The sequence below is a fragment of the uncultured Streptococcus sp. genome (assembly GCF_963521865.1).
Taxonomy (GTDB): Bacteria; Bacillota; Bacilli; order Lactobacillales; family Streptococcaceae; genus Streptococcus.
The window spans coordinates 1-18,357 of sequence record NZ_CAUQWY010000008.1 but is presented as its reverse complement, the minus strand read 5'-3'; the positions used below and the strand labels follow the sequence as shown (position 1 = coordinate 18,357).

Sequence of the window (18,357 nt, the reverse complement as noted above, 5' to 3'; positions counted from 1 at the left end):
ATGGAGAAATTTACAGTTTATACAGGAACGACCGTTCCTCTCATGAATGATAACATCGACACCGACCAAATTCTACCCAAGCAGTTTCTCAAGTTGATTGATAAAAAAGGCTTTGGTAAGTACCTCATGTATGCTTGGCGTTATCTGGATGATCTCTATACTGAGGACCCAGACTTTGTCTTTAACCGACCTGAATATCGCAAAGCCAGTATTCTCATCTCAGGGGATAACTTTGGGGCAGGTTCTTCGAGGGAACACGCAGCTTGGGCATTAGCAGACTACGGTTTTAAGGTCGTGATTGCAGGATCTTTCGGTGACATTCATTACAATAATGAACTCAATAATGGTATGTTGCCTATTGTTCAACCCAGAGAGGTTAGAGAGAAACTGGCCCACTTGAAACCAACTGATCAGGTAACTGTGGACTTGGAACAACAAATAATCATCTCACCAGTCGGAGAATTCACTTTCGAAATCGATAGTGAGTGGAAACACAAGCTCTTAAATGGTTTAGATGATATCGGTATTACTTTGCAGTATGAAGATTTGATTGCTGCATATGAAAAACAACGACCAGCCTACTGGCAGGATTAGAAAAAATAGAAAAGGAAATATAGAACTATGACAAAACACATTCAATGGAAGGGAACACTTTCACAAGAAGGCTATGACATTTTAAAAGGTGAGGGTGGATGTATCGTTTGCCCTACTAAAGTTGGTTACATTATCATGACTAGCGACAAGGCAGGACTTGAGCGTAAGTTCGCAGCCAAAGAACGTAACCGTAACAAACCAGGTGTTGTTCTCTGCGGTAGCATGGATGAGCTTCGCGCTTTAGCACAACTTAACCCAGAAATTGAAGCCTTCTACCAAAAACATTGGGACGAAGATATTCTTCTTGGTTGTATCCTTCCTTGGAAACCAGAAGCTTTTGAAAAACTCAAAGCATACGGTGATGGCCGTGAAGAACTGATGACTGACGTGCGTGGTACTAGCTGTTTTGTTATCAAATTTGGGAAAGCTGGTGAACAATTGGCTGCCAAACTTTGGGAAGAAGGCAAGATGGTTTATGCCTCATCAGCTAACCCGTCTGGAAAAGGAAACCGTGGTAAGGTAGAAGGTATCGGAGAACGCATCGAAGACGCAGTGGACCTTGTTATCGAGGCAGACGACTACGTGGCATCTATCCAGCCTGACAAAACGATTGAAACACGCTACGAGCAAGGTGTGATGGTGTCTATGGTCGATAAAGACGGCAAACTCATCCCAGAACAAGGAGGAGCACGCTCAACTTCACCAGCTCCAGTTGTAATCCGCAAAGGGCTTGACATTGATAAGATTATGATGCACCTGTCAGATACTTTTAACTCATGGGACTACCGTCAGGGTGAGTATTATTAGGATGTAGAAGAAGTGGGGAGAAAATAATCTCTCCTCTTTCTTTTGTTGTTTATACAATTGCGGCAAAATCCGAACAAAATATTTTTACTTATAAAATAATTTGACAAAAACTGTACTTTGATTTATAATTAATTAAGGAAACGTCGGAAAAGACGTAGAGATGCGCAAGCATAGGTAGGTCATTATAAAAGAAACGAGACATCGATATGTTAAATGAATTTCCAATTTTTGATTACGAAGATATCCAGTTGATCCCAAATAAATGTGTCATTAAAAGTCGTGCAGAAGCAGATACAAGAGTGACACTAGGAAATCATACTTTTAAGTTACCTGTTGTGCCAGCTAATATGCAGACGATTTTGGATGAAAATGTAGCAGAGCAACTGGCTAAAGGGGGCTACTTTTACATCATGCACCGTTTTGATGAGGCAGGACGCATTCCTTTTATTAAACGAATGCACGATCAAGGACTCATTGCTTCTATATCTGTCGGTGTTAAAGACTATGAGTATGATTTTGTTAGCCAGCTCAAGGCTGATGCTCCTGAGTACATCACGATTGATATTGCCCATGGTCATGCGGATAGCGTGATTTCTATGATTCAACACATTAAGAAAGAATTGCCAGATACCTTTGTAATTGCTGGAAATGTGGGAACACCAGAAGCCGTGCGTGAATTGGAAAATGCTGGTGCGGATGCTACTAAGGTCGGAATCGGTCCTGGTAAGGTTTGTATCACCAAGGTCAAGACTGGTTTTGGTACAGGTGGTTGGCAGTTGGCTGCTCTCCGTTGGTGTGCCAAGGCTGCACGTAAACCAATCATTGCAGATGGAGGAATTCGTACTCACGGCGATATTGCCAAGTCTATCCGTTTCGGTGCCAGCATGGTTATGATTGGTTCCCTCTTTGCAGGACACATCGAAAGTCCAGGGAAAACGATTGAAGTTGATGGTGAACAGTTCAAAGAATACTACGGTTCAGCTTCACAATATCAAAAAGGTGCTTACAAAAATGTGGAGGGCAAACGAATTTTGCTTCCTGCAAAAGGTCATTTACAAGATACTTTGACTGAGATGGAACAAGACCTTCAAAGTGCTATTTCTTATGCAGGTGGACGTCAGGTTGCTGACCTTAAACACGTTGATTATGTTATCGTGAAAAACTCCATCTGGAATGGGGATGCTTCCCACTAAGACGGCCTATCTCACTAGAAAAAAACTTGTTATTAGAGCAAATTTCTGTTATAATAAAACAAGTTTCCACCCTTAGTGTAATGGATATCACGTAAGATTCCGGTTCTTGAGATGGGGGTTCGATTCCCTCAGGGTGGATGTAAACATCCTAAGAAAGCCTTTAATAGGGCTTTTTTGCTTTATACCGCCCCAAATTTGCTCAGAAAACTGAAAACATCATTCTAAAGCATGCCCAAATCCCCTCCAGTCCCGTTTTAAAGTGACTCAGGGGGCTTTTTTTGATATAATAAAAAGGACTGTTATCAGTTAGAAAGAGGTTGGTATGAAAGAATTACAAACTGTACTAAAGAACCATTTCGCAATCGAATTTGCAGACAAAAAGTTACTGGAGACTGCCTTTACTCATACGAGTTATGCCAATGAGCACCGCCTCTTAAAAATTTCACACAATGAGCGCTTGGAATTTTTAGGAGACGCTGTTCTACAGTTATTGATTTCAGAATATCTGTATAAAAAGTATCCTAAAAAGCCTGAGGGTGACCTGTCTAAACTCCGTGCCATGATTGTCCGTGAGGAGAGTTTGGCTGGTTTTGCGCGTGATTGCCAGTTTGATCAGTTTATCAAGCTAGGTAAGGGGGAAGAAAAATCTGGGGGTCGCAATCGTGATACCATTCTTGGTGATGCCTTTGAAGCCTTTCTTGGAGCCCTCCTTTTGGACAAGGATGTGACCAAGGTCAAGGAATTTATCTATCAAGTCATGATTCCTAAGGTTGAAGCAGGCGAATTTGAAATGATTACAGACTACAAAACCCATCTCCAAGAGTTACTTCAGGTCAATGGGGATGTGGCTATTCGTTATCAGGTGATTTCTGAAACGGGTCCTGCCCACGATAAGGTTTTTGATGTAGAAGTTCTGGTTGAAGGCAAGAGCATTGGTCAAGGTCAAGGTCGTTCTAAGAAACTAGCAGAGCAGGAAGCTGCTAAAAATGCCGTTGAGAAAGGGCTGGATTCATGTATTTAAAGGAAATCGAAATTCAGGGATTCAAGTCTTTTGCTGATAAGACTAAGGTCGTCTTTGACCAAGGTGTGACGGCAGTTGTTGGACCCAATGGATCTGGAAAGTCCAATATTACAGAAAGTCTGCGTTGGGCCTTGGGGGAGTCTAGTGTCAAGAGTCTCCGTGGTGGCAAGATGCCGGATGTTATCTTTGCTGGAACTGAAAGTCGCAAACCGCTCAATTATGCTTCTGTAGTTGTGACTCTGGATAATCATGACAGATTTATAAAGGATGCAGGCCAAGAAATCAGGGTGGAACGCCATATCTATCGTAGTGGAGATAGCGAATACAAGATTGACGGCAAGAAAGTCCGTCTGCGTGATATTCATGACCTTTTCTTGGATACAGGTTTGGGACGAGATTCCTTCTCTATCATTTCCCAAGGGAAGGTTGAGGAGATTTTTAATTCCAAGCCTGAGGAACGTCGTGCCATTTTCGAAGAAGCTGCAGGTGTTTTGAAATACAAGACTCGCAGAAAAGAAACTGAGAGCAAACTGCAGCAAACTCAGGATAATCTAGACCGCTTAGAGGATATTATTTACGAGTTGGATAATCAAATCAAGCCTCTTGAGAAGCAAGCTGAAAATGCTCGTAAGTTTCTAGACTTGGAAGGACAACGTAAGGCTATTTATTTAGACGTTCTGGTTGCTCAAATCAAGGAAAATAAGGCAGAACTAGAGTCGACAGAAGAAGAGTTGGCTCAGGTTCAGGAACTCTTGACAAGCTACTACCAAAAGCGTGAAAAATTAGAAGAGACAAATCAAACTCTTAAAAAGCAACGCCAAGATTTACAGGCTGAAATGGCCAAAGACCAAGGCAGTTTGATGGATTTGACCAGTCTGATTAGTGATTTAGAGAGAAAATTAGCCCTATCGAAATTAGAATCTGAGCAAGTAGCCCTGAATCAACAGGAAGCACAAGCCCGTTTGGCTACTTTGGAAGATAAGAGAAATGCTCTAAGTCAGGAAAAGGCTGAAAAAGAAAGCTCTTTAGCCCTCTTAGAAGAAAATCTAGTCCAAAATAATCAAAAACTCAATCGTTTAGAAGCTGAATTACTTGCTTTTTCAGATAATCCTGACCAGATGATTGAGCTCTTACGTGAACGCTTTGTAGCTCTTTTACAAGAAGAAGCGGATGTCTCAAACCAACTGACTCGTATTGAGAATGAGTTGGAAAATAGTCGTCAGCTTTCTCAAAAACAAGCAGATCAACTACAAAAACTGAAAGAACAGTTGGCTACAGCTAAAGAGAAGGCTAGTCAGCAAAATGCTGAGCTTGAAACTGCCAAGGAGCAGGTACAAAAATTATTGGCCGACTATCAAGTCTGTGCCAAGGAGCAAGAGAAACAGAGAGCTTCCTATCAAACTCAACAAAGTCAACTCTTTGATCGTCTGGATAATCTCAAAAACAAACAGGCCAGAGCCCAAAGTTTAGAAAATATCCTGAGAAATCACAGTAACTTTTATGCAGGTGTTAAGAGTGTTCTCCAAGAAAAAGATCGCATTGGTGGGATTATTGGTGCAGTCAGTGAGCACCTGACCTTTGATGTGCATTATCAAACTGCCTTAGAAATTGCATTAGGGGCAAGTAGCCAGCACATCATCGTAGAAGATGAAGAGGCGGCAACCAAGGCGATTGATTTCCTAAAGCGCAACAGAGCTGGTCGCGCGACCTTCCTTCCGTTGACAACGATCAAGGCGCGTACGATTTCTAGCCAGAATCAAGATGCTATTGCTGCAAGTCCAGGTTTCCTTGGTATGGCAGATGACTTGGTGACATTCGATAATAGGTTGGAAGCTATTTTCAAGAACTTGCTAGCTACGACGGCTATTTTTGATACTGTAGAGCATGCGCGTGCAGCTGCTCGACAAGTTCGTTATCAGGTTCGTATGGTGACTTTGGACGGTACAGAGTTGCGCACAGGTGGTTCTTACGCAGGTGGTGCTAATCGCCAGAATAACAGCATTTTTATCAAGCCAGAACTGGAGCAATTACAAAAAGAAATTGCTGAAGAAGAAGCAAGTTTTCGTTCAGAAGAAGCGTCTTTGAAGACCTTGCAAGATGAGATGGCTAGATTGACAGAAAGATTAGAAGAAATCAAATCTCAAGGAGAGCAGGTTCGTATTCAGGAGCAGGGCTTGGCCCTCGCTTATCAGCAGACCAGTCAGCAAGTTGAAGAACTAGAAACTCTTTGGAAACTTCAAGAAGAGGAATTAGATCGTCTTTCTGACGGAGATTGGCAAGCAGACAAGGAAAAATGCCAAGCACGCCTTGCTATCATTGCCAATGAAAAGCAAAATCTGGAAGCTGAGATTGAAGAGATTAAGTCTAACAAAAATGCCATCCAAGAACGTTATCAGAACTTGCAAGAAGAGCTAGCGCAAGCTCGCTTACTTAAGACAGAACTGCAAGGGCAAAAACGTTATGAAGTAGCTGATATTGAGCGTTTAGGCAAAGAATTGGATAATCTGAATATCGAACAAGAGGAAATCCAGCGCCTTCTTCAAGAAAAGGTTGATAATCTTGAGAAGGTTGATACGGATTTGCTCAGTCAACAGGCCGAAGAAGCCAAAATGCAGAAAACAAACCTCCAACAAGGTTTGATTCGTAAGCAGTTTGAATTAGATGATATTGAAGGTCAGCTGGATGATATTTCCAGTCATTTGGACCAGGCCCGCCATCAGAATGAAGAGTGGATTCGCAAGCAAACACGTGCTGAATCTAAGAAAGAGAAGGTCAGCGAGCGCTTGCGCTATTTACAAAGTCAATTAACAGACCAGTATCAGATTAGCTATACTGAAGCACTAGAAAAGGCACATGAATTGGAAAACCTCAATCTGGCAGAGCAAGAGGTGCAGGATTTAGAGAAGGCTATTCGCTCACTGGGGCCTGTCAACTTGGAAGCTATTGACCAGTACGAAGAAGTGCACAACCGTCTGGACTTTCTAAATAGTCAGCGAGATGATATTTTGTCAGCGAAAAATCTGCTCCTTGAAACCATCACAGAGATGAATGATGAGGTCAAGGAACGCTTTAAATCCACCTTTGAAGCTATTCGTGAGTCCTTTAAAGTGACCTTCAAGCAGATGTTTGGAGGAGGACAGGCAGATTTGATCTTGACTGAAGGAGACTTGCTGACAGCTGGGGTTGAGATTTCTGTCCAACCACCAGGTAAGAAAATCCAGTCGCTTAACCTCATGAGTGGTGGTGAAAAAGCCCTGTCGGCTCTTGCCTTGCTCTTCTCCATTATCCGTGTCAAGACTATTCCATTTGTTATCTTGGATGAGGTAGAGGCTGCACTAGATGAAGCTAATGTTAAGCGTTTTGGGGATTACCTCAATCGATTTGACAAGGACAGCCAGTTTATCGTTGTGACCCACCGTAAGGGAACCATGGCAGCGGCTGATTCTATCTATGGAGTGACCATGCAAGAATCAGGTGTCTCAAAAATTGTTTCGGTTAAGTTAAAAGATTTAGAAAGTATTAAAGGATGACAATTAAACTAGTAGCAACGGATATGGACGGAACTTTCCTAGATGAGAATGGACGCTTTGATATGGACCGCCTCAAGTCTCTCTTGGTTTCCTACAAGGAAAAAGGGATTTACTTTGCGGTGGCTTCGGGTCGGGGATTTTTATCTCTAGAAAAATTATTTGCTGATGTTCGTGATGACATTATTTTTATCGCTGAAAATGGTAGTTTGGTAGAGTATCAAGGTCAGGATTTGTATGAAGCGACTATGTCTCGTGAGTTTTATTTGGCGACTTTTGAAAAACTGAAAACGTCACCTTATGTAGATATCAATAAACTGCTCTTGACGGGGAAAAAAGGCTCTTATGTGCTAGATACGGTTGATGCAACCTATTTGAAAGAGAGCCAGCATTATAATGAAAATATCCAAAAAGTAGCCAGTCTGGAAGATATCACAGATGATATTTTCAAATTTACAACCAACTTCACAGAAGAAACTCTGGAAGCTGGTGAAGCTTGGGTTAATGAACATGTTCCTGGTGTTAAGGCTATGACAACTGGCTTTGAATCCATTGATATTGTTCTGGACTATGTCGATAAGGGAGTGGCTATTGTTGAATTAGCTAAAAAACTTGGTATCACAATGGATCAGGTTATGGCTTTTGGAGACAATCTAAATGACTTGCATATGATGCAGGTTGTGGGACATCCTGTAGCTCCTGAAAATGCACGACCAGAAATTTTAGAATTAGCAGAGACTGTGATTGGTCACCATAAGGACCAGTCGGTTATAGCTTATATGGAGGGTTTATAATGGCAGATATAAAATTGATTGCATTGGACTTGGATGGGACCTTGCTGACTACTGATAAAAGGCTGACGGATCGCACCAAGGCAACCTTGAAAGCTGCGCGTGATCGTGGTATCAAGGTCGTATTGACAACTGGTCGTCCCTTAAAAGCTATGGATTTCTTTCTCCATGAGTTAGGGACTGACGGCCACGAAGATGAGTATACCATTACTTTTAATGGTGGTTTGGTTCAGAAAAATACAGGTGAAATCCTTGATAAGACAGTCTTTTCATATGATGATGTGGCACGCTTGTATGAAGAAACAGAGAAATTATCACTGCCTCTTGATGCTATCTCAGAAGGAACTGTTTATCAAATCCAATCGGACCAAGAAAGTCTTTATGCCAAATTTAATCCAGCATTGACCTTTGTTCCAGTGGACTTTGAAGACCTGTCTAGTCAAATGACCTACAATAAGTGCGTGACTGCCTTTGCTCAAGAACCCTTGGATGCAGCCATTCAGAAGATTTCTCCAGAATTGTTTGACCAATATGAAATCTTTAAATCACGTGAAATGTTGCTAGAGTGGTCACCAAAGAATGTTCATAAAGCAACAGGTTTGGCAAAACTAATCAGCCATCTTGGAATCAATCAAAGCCAAGTCATGGCCTGTGGTGATGAAGCCAATGACCTTTCTATGATTGAGTGGGCAGGGCTTGGTGTTGCCATGCAAAACGCTGTTCCTGAAGTCAAGGCAGTCGCAAATGTGGTGACGCCAATGACCAACGATGAAGAGGCTGTCGCCTGGGCTATTGAAGAATATGTGCTAAAGGAGAACTAAGATATGGGATTATTTGACCGTCTATTCGGAAAAAAAGAAGAACCTAAAATCGAAGAAGTTGTAAAAGAAGCTCTGGAAAATCTTGATCTATCAGAAGATGTTGAGCCTGCTCTTGCAGAAAATGAGGGAGTTCCTCAAGAAGAAGCAGAAGTTGAAAGTTCTGAAGTAGCTGTGTTTGAAGAAGAGAAAATCCAAGTCACAGTTGAAGAAAGTCTGGATTCAGAGTCAGTTGTAGAAGTTTCTCAAGAAGAAGTCGAAGAATTGCCAGAGGAAGAGAATACTGAGCTCCTAGAGACTGTAGAAGAAAATAGTTCTGAAGTTCTTGAAGCAGAAAGGCCTCAAGTAGAAGAAACTGTTCAGGAAAAATATGACCGCAGTCTTAAGAAAACTCGTACAGGCTTCGGTGCTCGCTTGAATGCCTTCTTTGCTAATTTCCGTTCTGTTGACGAAGAATTTTTCGAGGAACTGGAAGAACTGCTGATTATGAGTGACGTTGGTGTCCAGGTGGCTTCTAACTTAACAGAGGAGTTACGCTACGAAGCCAAGCTTGAAAACGCCAAGAAACCTGATGCACTTCGTCGTGTCATCATTGAGAAATTGGTTGAGCTTTATGAAAAGGATGGCAACTACGATGAACGTATCCACTTCCAAGATGGATTGACAGTCATGCTCTTTGTTGGTGTGAATGGTGTTGGGAAAACAACCTCTATCGGAAAACTAGCCCACCGCTACAAACAAGCTGGCAAGAAGGTCATGTTAGTTGCGGCAGATACCTTCCGTGCAGGGGCGGTAGCCCAGCTAGCTGAATGGGGCCGTCGTGTTGATGTTCCTGTTGTGACTGGACCTGAAAAAGCTGACCCAGCCAGTGTGGTCTTTGATGGAATGGAACGTGCCGTGTCTGAAGGTATCGATATTCTCATGATTGATACTGCTGGTCGTTTGCAAAACAAAGAAAACTTAATGGCAGAATTGGAAAAGATTGGTCGTATTATCAAACGTGTTGTACCAGAAGCGCCGCATGAAACTTTCTTGGCTCTGGATGCATCAACAGGTCAAAATGCTCTTGTGCAGGCCAAAGAATTTTCAAAAATCACCCCTTTAACAGGAATTGTCTTGACTAAGATTGATGGAACTGCTCGAGGTGGTGTTGTTCTAGCCATCCGTGAAGAACTCAATATTCCTGTAAAATTGATTGGTTTTGGTGAAAAAATCGATGATATTGGAGAGTTTAACTCAGAAAACTTTATGAAGGGTCTCTTGGAAGGCTTAATCTAATCAGAAGCAAAAATCCTGCAAGCTACAAACTTGCAGGATATTTTTTATTGTAAGAGTGATGAGTTATAAATATTTTGAAATGAATTTATTTTCCGTTAGAGTGGAGGCATCTTGTGATTCAATAGATTTCAATATTTCTTGTAATTTTTCAGATGATTGATGGTTGAAAATCTTTAAAGCATCTTCGTTTGTTAGCTTTATATCACGCGTTAAACTGATTGTAGGCACTATCCTATCTCCTATCACTACTTAAATTTATTATAGCTTATTTCAAAAAGATTTTCAATTTTGAATTGAATAATCTTCCTAATTTTGTACTGTGTAGCTGGATGATTTAACTTTTTTGGGAACTCTTATTAAGTGCTAGTAAACTGATTATATAAATCAGCAGTTGAACAATACCTATATATTGAAATATTTGCCAATTTTTAAAATCAATCCATGATGCAAACATAGTTCCGAAAGGAGCAAAGATACCACTGATAGTGAATATGATGCTAAAAATGCGTCCTAAGAAATTGGAATCTATAGAAACTTGGAGATGTGACATTAAATTCACATTGAACATTGAAACAGTTGTAGAGAACAGAGCAAATAGAATCAATAAGATAATTTGCGAGGACTGAAAAAGATTAATAAGTATTAAGGAGACTGCACCTGGCAATAAGAAATGAAGAAAGTATCTCGGTTCAATTTTTTTCTTGTTTAGACTGATGATAAGAGCTCCTAAGATACTTCCGATAGATTGAGAAACGAGAATATAGGCAAAAATTTGATGAAATTGAGAAAACGTTGCTGTGAATGGAAGATAGAAGGAATAGATCGCATCTAAGAAGTTTAGAAAAGCGGAAGAAATTAAAATGGTTAGGAGTGTTTTGTCTTCATAGAGGTAGGTAAATCCTTCTTTTAATCCAGTAAAAAATTTTGATTGGATAGTATTATGGTGATGTAAAATGTGAAAACGATATTCACACAAAGCTGAAATAATAAAAGAGAAAGAGTTAATCAGCATACCATATCTAAATCCAAATTGATGGATAACAAAGACGGAAGCTAGCGGTGCTCCAACTCCAACAATCTCAGCCACTATTTTAGAAATAGAGTTATAGGTAAAGATTCCATCGCTGGAAAGAAGATCTTTTATAATAGCCTTATAAGCTGGGCCGTTAAAACTAAATAAAATAGCCAGTAATATATTGACAACAACCAATATCCAGATATTTTGCGGATTATAAAATAAAAATAGTAAGAAAGTTGCAATTGCAGCAATCACATCTGTTAGAATGAGCATACGTTTTCTATCGCTAAAATCAGCAACATATCCTGCAAATAGATTAAATAGTAAGCGAACAATGGATTCGCTAGACTGATAAAGCATCATAAAGAATGAGGATTGAACGGTAAGATTTGCGATTAATAGTTTATTGGCATAATCAAAAATAATATTACCCAAGTTTGTTGTTTGTCCCCTGATAATCAGTAGTAGGATATTTTTATTCTCTTTGTTCATACTTATATTCCTCAAGTAGCTCGTTTATGAGTGTAAATTCCTTCTCATTCTTTACACTAGTAGTGATGAGATAGCGTAAATCATCTAGTGAATGAGCAGGACAGTTTATCTTTTCAGGATATTCTCTAAAAAATTCGATAGGGATAGGGAGCTTTGGAGGAGCTTGATGATGACCATTCTGAAAAATAGCTAAAGTCAGTGCAATTTTACTGGGCGATGTTGGAATCTCTGCTGGTATAGAAACACTATTTATAAGGTTCCAGTAAGTATCTAGGATATCAATTTGAAAGGCACATTTGATAAGCAAAGGAATATTTCCTCCTCCAAACCGCTTTCCAATTTCACAAAAGCTTATCTCATCTGTAGTGGAGTTATAAAAGAACTCTGCATGGAAAGGATGGATTTTCTCAGTTCCTAAACTGTCCAATACTTTTTGGGTCTCAATTTTTAATCGTTGAATGAAGAGGGGATTATTATAGTGAGAGTTTGTACGGACGATATTGATGAAGGTTGTTTTAATATCTAGGATATTTCCTATATATTCATGTGTAAAAAAGTATTGGATTTTTCCATTAATAGCTATACCATCACAAGTAAACATGGTATCAAATTGTTCCTGACTTTCTAAAAGAAAATTCTCAGCTGTATAATACTCTGGTATTTGAGAGATAATATGAATATCTTTGCCAGAAGCTTCACATCTAGGTTTAATCAGAAAGGTATTAGGAAGACTATCATTTGGGTTCAATAGTTGAGGCTGACTGATTTGTTCACTCAGCTGAGTGCGCATGATTTTCTTGTCTTTATAAGTATAAGCGATTTTCCACGCCTCTTTATCGGAGGTGAAAAGCGATTTTAAGATACCGACAATATGCATGAGTCCTTCATCTAGTGTGAAAATATCCTCTATATTCTGTATATCTTTGAAAAAAAGGAGTAGATTAATTTGACTAAAATCATCTATACAAAAAATTTGGTTCTTTAAAAATCCAACTGAAAGATAATTTTTTTCTTGTCTGCTAGGACAGATAATACCTAAATTTTCTTTTGCTTTAATACCAATACTTGCAGGAGAAAAGCGATAAATAAAATATTTCATTTCTTATACCTCGTGTTTTCTAACACCCAAGTCTCAGCTCCTAAAAGATTGTTTTTTGTTTCTCGGAATGTTAAACCATGACAAGAAAAACCGACAACAGCATCTGCACTGTGAAAAGCAGAATGCAACTGTTTACCAACTTGCGTGTAAGTAATATAGTCAAAGATAGAGTACTGTTCTTTTATCGTTTCCGTTAGTTCTGGGAGTTGTTGGATGACTCCTTCCTTTTTGGCAGTTAGAAGCCAGCCAGTAACTGGAAATACGGTTGGAAGTATGGGTAAGGTGTCATTACAGATGGCTGTCAAGAGAAGCTCAAGTGGATTGTAGGTCAGTTTATATTGTAGATTTTGACGAATCCGTGCACCACCAATGCGTGAAGCAATCTCTAAAAAAATGATTTCGTGTCCATCGAAAAACACCTCTAAGTGAAAAAGAAATGTTCCATTGGGATAAAGTCCATGGCTTAGTGTAGAAGCATAGTCAACAAGCTTATTGAACTGTTCTGAAGTATGGTCTAAGGAAACCGCTGCAGCTGAGATACCTTTTTTAATGAGCAAGGGATTGTAGATATATTGGGAAGGTTCACAGTAGATGATGTTCCCCTGATAAACAAAGCCATCTATGTGATAGACATCTGCATAGATGTATTCTTGAACAAGGACAGTCTTATCTCCCCAAAAGTTATCGGAATCAAAAGGAGTTAAGTCGTTATCACTTTTTAAGTGGAAAGTATCAACAGAACCAGCTCCATCCAAAGGTTTTAGAATAATATCTTCATGTTCTTTGAAAAAGTTTTTCAATTCCTCATAAGATGAGATTTTACGGGAATGGGGGATTTTAAAACCTAGTTCATTAACTTTCTGTGTCATTTTACTCTTATCACGGAAAGTTTTAGCTTGACTGATTGATTGGCCATTAATATGAAATTGTTCTCGTAATTCTGCAGCCAATACCATATCAAACTCATCTAAAGCAACAATCGCATCGAAATGAGATTGTTGTAGGATTCCTTGTGAGGTTTCTTTTCTCTTTTCAGGATAATGTTGGGTAGTAACTAGAGTGACATTGGTTGGTTTATTCGTTTCAAATGATTCTACTTTGCTATCATCAATCAGGAGTGTATAGTGATGATTTTTGGAAAGACAAGAGTAAATATCGGTGTAAGTTTCACGATAGGGGTGTAAGATAAGTAATTTTGCCATGATTATTTATAACTTTCTATTGGATTTTGATAGAGGTTTTTATGCGAATCTCTATAATAAGCAAAGTTGCTCGGCAATTCAGGTAGTTTGTAAGTGGGATCAATCTGACTTTTGTAGAGTTTATAAGGGATCCCTAATGTTTGATAGGCATAGTCTGCCCCCATTGTATCCCTATTCTTTTTGACTTTCTTTAACGCTTTATTGATATTTCGAGAGTATTCCTTGTATTGTTTTAATAATTCGATTTTAACCGATGGGAACTCATTAAAAATAAGTTCTACTGAGATGTTGTGAATATCACACTCTAAAAAAATTTCCCTAGCTACCTTTTTTAGGGCATAGCTGTGTCTATGATTGCCAAATTTTCCAATTTCTGGGAATAAAAAGTTTAATGCTTCTAGTTGACTGATGAAAAAATGTGCTAGTTCATGGCTATTAGACAGTCTATATAACCTATTGTAGGTAGCCAGAAAAGTTTGTGACTCGTAAATAGACTTAGCCTGTTCACGAATCATATCTAATCGTAAAGGAAAGAAGACACTGTCTAATTGAGACTGAAATCCTCCTTGAAAATTGATTAGAACAAAATTTGCTAATGTTACCAAACCATCGTGGTACTTGCTACAAATTTTAATGTAGTAATGATTCCCTGATAAAGGAACATGACACTGAAGTCGATTTTTATCAATTTCGATAATGTGATTAGTAACATTGTACAGTTGACCAAGGATATCAGTCATTTTTGGACATATAATATAAATGTTATCGAAAGGAATCCATTTATTTAAAAATTTTGTGATAAAGGTTTCAATAATTTGTCCATATTTCTCTTCACGGAAGGAAAATAAACTAATTAAAGTTTGGCATGGGGTAGAGATAGGGTTTACTAAGTTAGCAGGGTAGACATTTCGGAAACAAACTTGTTCTTTTACATATAAACCATCTTTCTTTTCTTTAAAATACTCTAGCTCATCTTGAATGGGTGAAAAAGTAAATAAGTTCTTTTCTTCTCTTATCAAAGGCGATGATGGGAGAGTCTGAGCTTTAAAGATACGTTGTAAATCGTCACTATAAGTATTCTTTACCATTTATTTTACCTCGGCTATCGACTTTGTTGATTGCAAATGGTTTGTTGGGTGTATCTAATAGATAATCCTTGTTAATTTCTTTTACAATGTGTTTAGATATATCTGCAATTAGCTTGACAGAGGGATGTCTTCCATCTTCTTGGAAAGGATGATTATTTTTTTCGACATAGTATTTGAATAGTTCATATTCAGGAAAGTAATAGTCGTCCCCTAATTCCATAATAGCATCTTTGATAATCCGATAATTTTCAGTTGTAGCTAGATGAAGATTTTGAAATTTTTCAGAAACTTTAAGAAGTACATAGGGGATTGAAAATTGAATCTTAATGTCAGGATTGATAAGGTGCACGATTCGCATAATTTCCTTAGAAAAGTTAAGAATATCGTCGGAGGATAGATAAACATTTTTAATCTCTGGGTTGAAAAACTGATTTTTTGGAAGTCTGTTCATTACGTGTTTAGACTTAGACCACATTTCAACGGATCCGAGAGAAACGATTAGTAAATCTGATTCAGTTATTGCTGTTTTGACATAATTGTCAATATTTAAATTTTGATGTAGAACAACTTCGTAACTTTCCGACTTATTCCAAAAACGAATTTCATCATAGAATACTTTTTGTTTTGTATCTATCGAGATATGATGATTCAATTCAAATGCAATGATTTCTAAATCCTTTAGTAAGGATGGTGCATTAAAAACGGTATCATAAGGAGAAAAAGTTTTAATTTGACTGTTGGAAAAATAGTCAATTCCAAGGGCTAGATTTTGAGCAGTGCATGCACCTAAGAAACAAGTTGTCTTGGGAAGATATGTCAGAAATTTCGTAGATTTCTTTGATGAGTAAAAGTGTAGGTTATCCATAAATCTCTCCTTTATATCCTAATGAACTTAATACCTTTTGTATGTTTCCGAATCCGTGAAGAACAGTGTCAAAATTTGATAGCATCGCTTTATCAAGATGAACTTGAATGATTCCCATCAAGATAGCCATACCTGCACATGTATCATTTAAATGATACATTTTTAAATTTGTGTCAATATCTGATAGTTTGTCTTGTGTTTTTAATGCACCGTTACTCAAAACTTTTATTCTAATTCCCAATTTGTGTAATTCTGCAATATGATTGATTCTTTGAATAAATACTTCATCAAATAGGATGGATGATATATTGTGAAAGGCTAAAAATTCTGATAGAATAGGACCTAAATCACTTGTAATAAATGGTGCAGCACCTAAACGTAAAAATTCAAAGTACTCGGACTCTATTTGAGATGCTTTTTTGAACTGAATTGTGTGTTTGTCTTCAATGATATTTAGTCCTAATTTTGTAAAAAGGTCAATGTAACTTTGAGGAATATCTCTGATAAATACATTGTCAAAAATGATATTTTCTAACTCATCCCAGAATAGCAAGACATAGGATACAAGCATAGACATATCGGGAGGTAATGTGATTTCTGCATCTTTAATTTCAATAGAATCCACTTTGGAAATGACAATTTTATCAGATGTTAGATATTGCACTGTACGATTAGTTGAAGACTCTAGTAATGTAATGAGATAGGACACAGTAGGGTCTGGTGAAAGTCCGTTGATTCTAATTTCATTTGGATAAACATATGCCAAACTAATAGCATTGAAGAAAGCACCAACACTTTTACTCCCATCAGCGTAACAATTCAAGGTGATATTTTTATTTAGTAAGTCATTTTTCTTAGAATAAAAGATTTTATTCTCTTCGTTATAGGTGTAGCTCGCTACGGTGGAGAGAATGTCAAGGTGTAAGTCAATAGGTCTAAAGCAAAAGTCATCTCCTCCAGGGAATGCAAATAAAAGATGGTGATAGCGATAAGTCAAAGCTGTTATAGTACCAATGCTAGCTCTACTAATTTTATTGAGAGATGTAATATCTGTAGGCATCCTTTTAGAGCTAACCTCGATAGTATCTTCATAGGTGAAAGAATCAGACCACTCATTCTTTCCAAATTCATAGAGTATATTTAGAAAATCAAAGGCAGTAGGGCAGTTTCTAATTATTAACTTGTTTTTATTCAAAAATAAGCAAGATAATAGAATATGAACGCCGATAACTTTATCTCCTTCGATTTTGACGTGAAGGTTTTGAGTGCTGGTAGCTTCAGTCTGCTCTTGTCTTTGTAATTTTAAATTAAAATGCTTGGGTACAACGCCATCTGATATTTTAGATATGCTTTCTTTAGTTAAAGCACTTGGTTGATTTAAACTAACTTCTAAATCTTCGAAGGATATTTCTAGTAGTTTTGCATAAGCTATTAAGTCTTTAACATTGATATCACGAGAGCCATTTTCCCAGTTTGAGATAGCCTGTCGGCTTAGTTTTAATTGGTTTGCTACAAATTCTTGAGTAAAGCCCATTGCTAATCTACGTTGCTTTAGAAAGTTACCAATCATAGGCGTATGCCTCCCTTATGTTAATTTAATTCTTATTATACTCGCATCAAAATAAATTTCAAGAATTTTCAGGCAACAATTTGTTGCGTAGCATGATGATCTAATATCTTCAGTAAACGGGCACACTTGTTTATGTCTAGGAGGGACTGATGCGTCAGTTCTCCCGTTTTTATTTATGTGACTATTAGTCCGTCTCGCTCCGCTAGGTGCGAGACAAAAAAACACCCGCTATGCGGGTGCGCGTCGAAGGTTATACCCAAAAAACTCCAAACGCGATACAATAAAGGTGTTCAAGCCAATTGTAAAGCGAAAGGAGAAAAATATGGCACAAAAGGCACATAGTTTATCACACACAAAGTGGATGTGTAAATATCACATTGTGTTCACCCCTAAGTATAGACGAAAAGTCATTTATAATCAATATCGAAGCAGTTTGGGAATCGGCATTTTTGGGCGGAAGGTTATTATGTGAATACAGTAGGTCTTAATGAAGCTACAATTAAGAAATATATTCAAGATTAAAGAAATTATCCAGTGGATGATTTCTTCACGAGTATGAAAATTTGAGAACGAGTAAAGCATGATATAGCACTAGATAAATTAAGTGTAAAAGAATATGAGGCTCCCTTTAGGGATGGTGGTAAGTAATACTAAAGCCTCTTTATACTCTTCGAAAATCTCTACAAACCACGTCAATGTTGCCTTGCCGTATATATGTGACTGACTTCGTCAGTCTTATCTACAACCTCAAAACAGTGTTTTGAGCAACCTGCGGCTAGTTTCCTAGTTTGCTCTTTGATTTTCATTGAGTATTAAGAGGCAAGTGACGAGTCAAGAGCAATAAGGCTTGAACAACGTGAAAGCCAGCGTCTTTAGGCGCTGGCTGGTGATTTGGGCTTATAGCCCTAGTGCAAGCCACCTATTTGACGGGTGGTCATGATTCTAAACGACCATCTTGACGATAGGCGATATCTGGTTGCCAAGTCCATTTGGC

General features: G+C 38.3%; 15 protein-coding genes, 1 tRNA gene and 1 pseudogene. 10 read left to right on the top strand and 7 right to left on the bottom strand.

What is annotated here, in order from left to right; translation table 11 throughout:
* From leuD to ftsY, 9 genes are all read left to right on the top strand, one after another.
* Positions 1 to 594 carry a 3-isopropylmalate dehydratase small subunit gene (leuD, locus tag RWO85_RS03775; protein WP_314414110.1) on the top strand — a complete coding sequence of 198 codons (594 nt, stop codon included), beginning with the start codon at positions 1 to 3 and terminating at the stop codon, positions 592 to 594.
* 27 nt (positions 595 to 621) lie between these two features.
* On the top strand, positions 622 to 1,401 hold the full coding sequence (locus RWO85_RS03770; RefSeq protein WP_314414108.1) for a Sua5/YciO/YrdC/YwlC family protein: 780 nt from the start codon (positions 622 to 624) through the stop codon (positions 1,399 to 1,401).
* Positions 1,402 to 1,607: 206 nt separating this feature from the next.
* Positions 1,608 to 2,594: a GMP reductase gene (locus tag RWO85_RS03765; RefSeq protein ID WP_314005477.1), complete on the top strand. Its 987-nt coding sequence runs from the start codon at positions 1,608 to 1,610 to the stop codon at positions 2,592 to 2,594.
* Positions 2,595 to 2,660: 66 nt separating this feature from the next.
* Positions 2,661 to 2,732, top strand: a tRNA-Arg gene (locus RWO85_RS03760).
* 184 nt (positions 2,733 to 2,916) lie between these two features.
* Entirely contained in the window at positions 2,917 to 3,615 is a 699-nt protein-coding gene (gene rnc, locus RWO85_RS03755; protein ID WP_000661482.1) for a ribonuclease III, read from the top strand.
* Complete coding sequence (smc, locus tag RWO85_RS03750) at positions 3,606 to 7,145, top strand: chromosome segregation protein SMC (RefSeq protein ID WP_314414106.1); 3,540 nt, start codon at positions 3,606 to 3,608, stop codon at positions 7,143 to 7,145. Before rnc ends, smc begins: the two co-directional genes overlap by 10 nt.
* Entirely contained in the window at positions 7,142 to 7,936 is a 795-nt protein-coding gene (locus tag RWO85_RS03745) for an HAD family hydrolase (RefSeq protein ID WP_314414104.1), read from the top strand. Before smc ends, RWO85_RS03745 begins: the two co-directional genes overlap by 4 nt.
* Positions 7,936 to 8,754: a Cof-type HAD-IIB family hydrolase gene (locus RWO85_RS03740; protein ID WP_166731422.1), complete on the top strand. Its 819-nt coding sequence runs from the start codon at positions 7,936 to 7,938 to the stop codon at positions 8,752 to 8,754. Before RWO85_RS03745 ends, RWO85_RS03740 begins: the two co-directional genes overlap by 1 nt.
* Positions 8,755 to 8,757: 3 nt before the next feature.
* Positions 8,758 to 10,029: a signal recognition particle-docking protein FtsY gene (gene ftsY / locus RWO85_RS03735; protein WP_314414102.1), complete on the top strand. Its 1,272-nt coding sequence runs from the start codon at positions 8,758 to 8,760 to the stop codon at positions 10,027 to 10,029.
* A 63-nt stretch (positions 10,030 to 10,092) separates the two neighbouring features.
* On the opposite strand, the gene RWO85_RS03730 is transcribed toward ftsY, so the two are convergent.
* The 7 genes from RWO85_RS03730 to RWO85_RS03700 form a co-directional block, all read right to left on the bottom strand.
* A complete protein-coding gene (locus tag RWO85_RS03730) occupies positions 10,093 to 10,257 on the bottom strand; it encodes a hypothetical protein (RefSeq protein ID WP_314414100.1) in 165 nt (54 codons plus the stop codon).
* A 106-nt stretch (positions 10,258 to 10,363) separates the two neighbouring features.
* Entirely contained in the window at positions 10,364 to 11,539 is a 1,176-nt protein-coding gene (locus RWO85_RS03725; protein ID WP_314414098.1) for an MFS transporter, read from the bottom strand.
* Positions 11,523 to 12,638 carry a biotin carboxylase gene (locus tag RWO85_RS03720; RefSeq protein WP_314414096.1) on the bottom strand — a complete coding sequence of 372 codons (1,116 nt, stop codon included), beginning with the start codon at positions 12,636 to 12,638 and terminating at the stop codon, positions 11,523 to 11,525. The genes RWO85_RS03725 and RWO85_RS03720 overlap by 17 nt, the downstream gene beginning before the upstream one ends.
* Positions 12,635 to 13,840: an ATP-grasp domain-containing protein gene (locus RWO85_RS03715; RefSeq protein WP_314414095.1), complete on the bottom strand. Its 1,206-nt coding sequence runs from the start codon at positions 13,838 to 13,840 to the stop codon at positions 12,635 to 12,637. The genes RWO85_RS03720 and RWO85_RS03715 overlap by 4 nt, the downstream gene beginning before the upstream one ends.
* A gap of 2 nt (positions 13,841 to 13,842) precedes the next feature.
* Complete coding sequence (locus RWO85_RS03710) at positions 13,843 to 14,928, bottom strand: hypothetical protein (protein WP_314414093.1); 1,086 nt, start codon at positions 14,926 to 14,928, stop codon at positions 13,843 to 13,845.
* Entirely contained in the window at positions 14,909 to 15,793 is an 885-nt protein-coding gene (locus RWO85_RS03705; RefSeq protein ID WP_314414092.1) for a GSCFA domain-containing protein, read from the bottom strand. The genes RWO85_RS03710 and RWO85_RS03705 overlap by 20 nt, the downstream gene beginning before the upstream one ends.
* Complete coding sequence (locus RWO85_RS03700) at positions 15,786 to 17,363, bottom strand: helix-turn-helix domain-containing protein (protein ID WP_314414090.1); 1,578 nt, start codon at positions 17,361 to 17,363, stop codon at positions 15,786 to 15,788. Before RWO85_RS03700 ends, RWO85_RS03705 begins: the two co-directional genes overlap by 8 nt.
* A 322-nt stretch (positions 17,364 to 17,685) precedes the next feature.
* On the opposite strand from RWO85_RS03700, the pseudogene RWO85_RS10375 reads away from it, so the two are divergent.
* Positions 17,686 to 17,882 (top strand): annotated as a pseudogene (locus tag RWO85_RS10375) (transposase); the annotation flags it as partial.
* Positions 17,883 to 18,357 lie beyond the last annotated feature (475 nt).

Coding starts and splice junctions, on each gene's coding strand:
- leuD (WP_314414110.1), top strand. CDS start 1: ATGGAGAAATTTACAGTTTATACAGGAACGACCGTTCCTCTCATGAAT.
- RWO85_RS03770 (WP_314414108.1), top strand. CDS start 622: ATGACAAAACACATTCAATGGAAGGGAACACTTTCACAAGAAGGCTAT.
- RWO85_RS03765 (WP_314005477.1), top strand. CDS start 1,608: ATGTTAAATGAATTTCCAATTTTTGATTACGAAGATATCCAGTTGATC.
- rnc (WP_000661482.1), top strand. CDS start 2,917: ATGAAAGAATTACAAACTGTACTAAAGAACCATTTCGCAATCGAATTT.
- smc (WP_314414106.1), top strand. CDS start 3,606: ATGTATTTAAAGGAAATCGAAATTCAGGGATTCAAGTCTTTTGCTGAT.
- RWO85_RS03745 (WP_314414104.1), top strand. CDS start 7,142: ATGACAATTAAACTAGTAGCAACGGATATGGACGGAACTTTCCTAGAT.
- RWO85_RS03740 (WP_166731422.1), top strand. CDS start 7,936: ATGGCAGATATAAAATTGATTGCATTGGACTTGGATGGGACCTTGCTG.
- ftsY (WP_314414102.1), top strand. CDS start 8,758: ATGGGATTATTTGACCGTCTATTCGGAAAAAAAGAAGAACCTAAAATC.
- RWO85_RS03725 (WP_314414098.1), bottom strand. CDS start 11,539: ATGAACAAAGAGAATAAAAATATCCTACTACTGATTATCAGGGGACAA.
- RWO85_RS03720 (WP_314414096.1), bottom strand. CDS start 12,638: ATGAAATATTTTATTTATCGCTTTTCTCCTGCAAGTATTGGTATTAAA.
- RWO85_RS03715 (WP_314414095.1), bottom strand. CDS start 13,840: ATGGCAAAATTACTTATCTTACACCCCTATCGTGAAACTTACACCGAT.
- RWO85_RS03710 (WP_314414093.1), bottom strand. CDS start 14,928: ATGGTAAAGAATACTTATAGTGACGATTTACAACGTATCTTTAAAGCT.
- RWO85_RS03705 (WP_314414092.1), bottom strand. CDS start 15,793: ATGGATAACCTACACTTTTACTCATCAAAGAAATCTACGAAATTTCTG.
- RWO85_RS03700 (WP_314414090.1), bottom strand. CDS start 17,363: ATGATTGGTAACTTTCTAAAGCAACGTAGATTAGCAATGGGCTTTACT.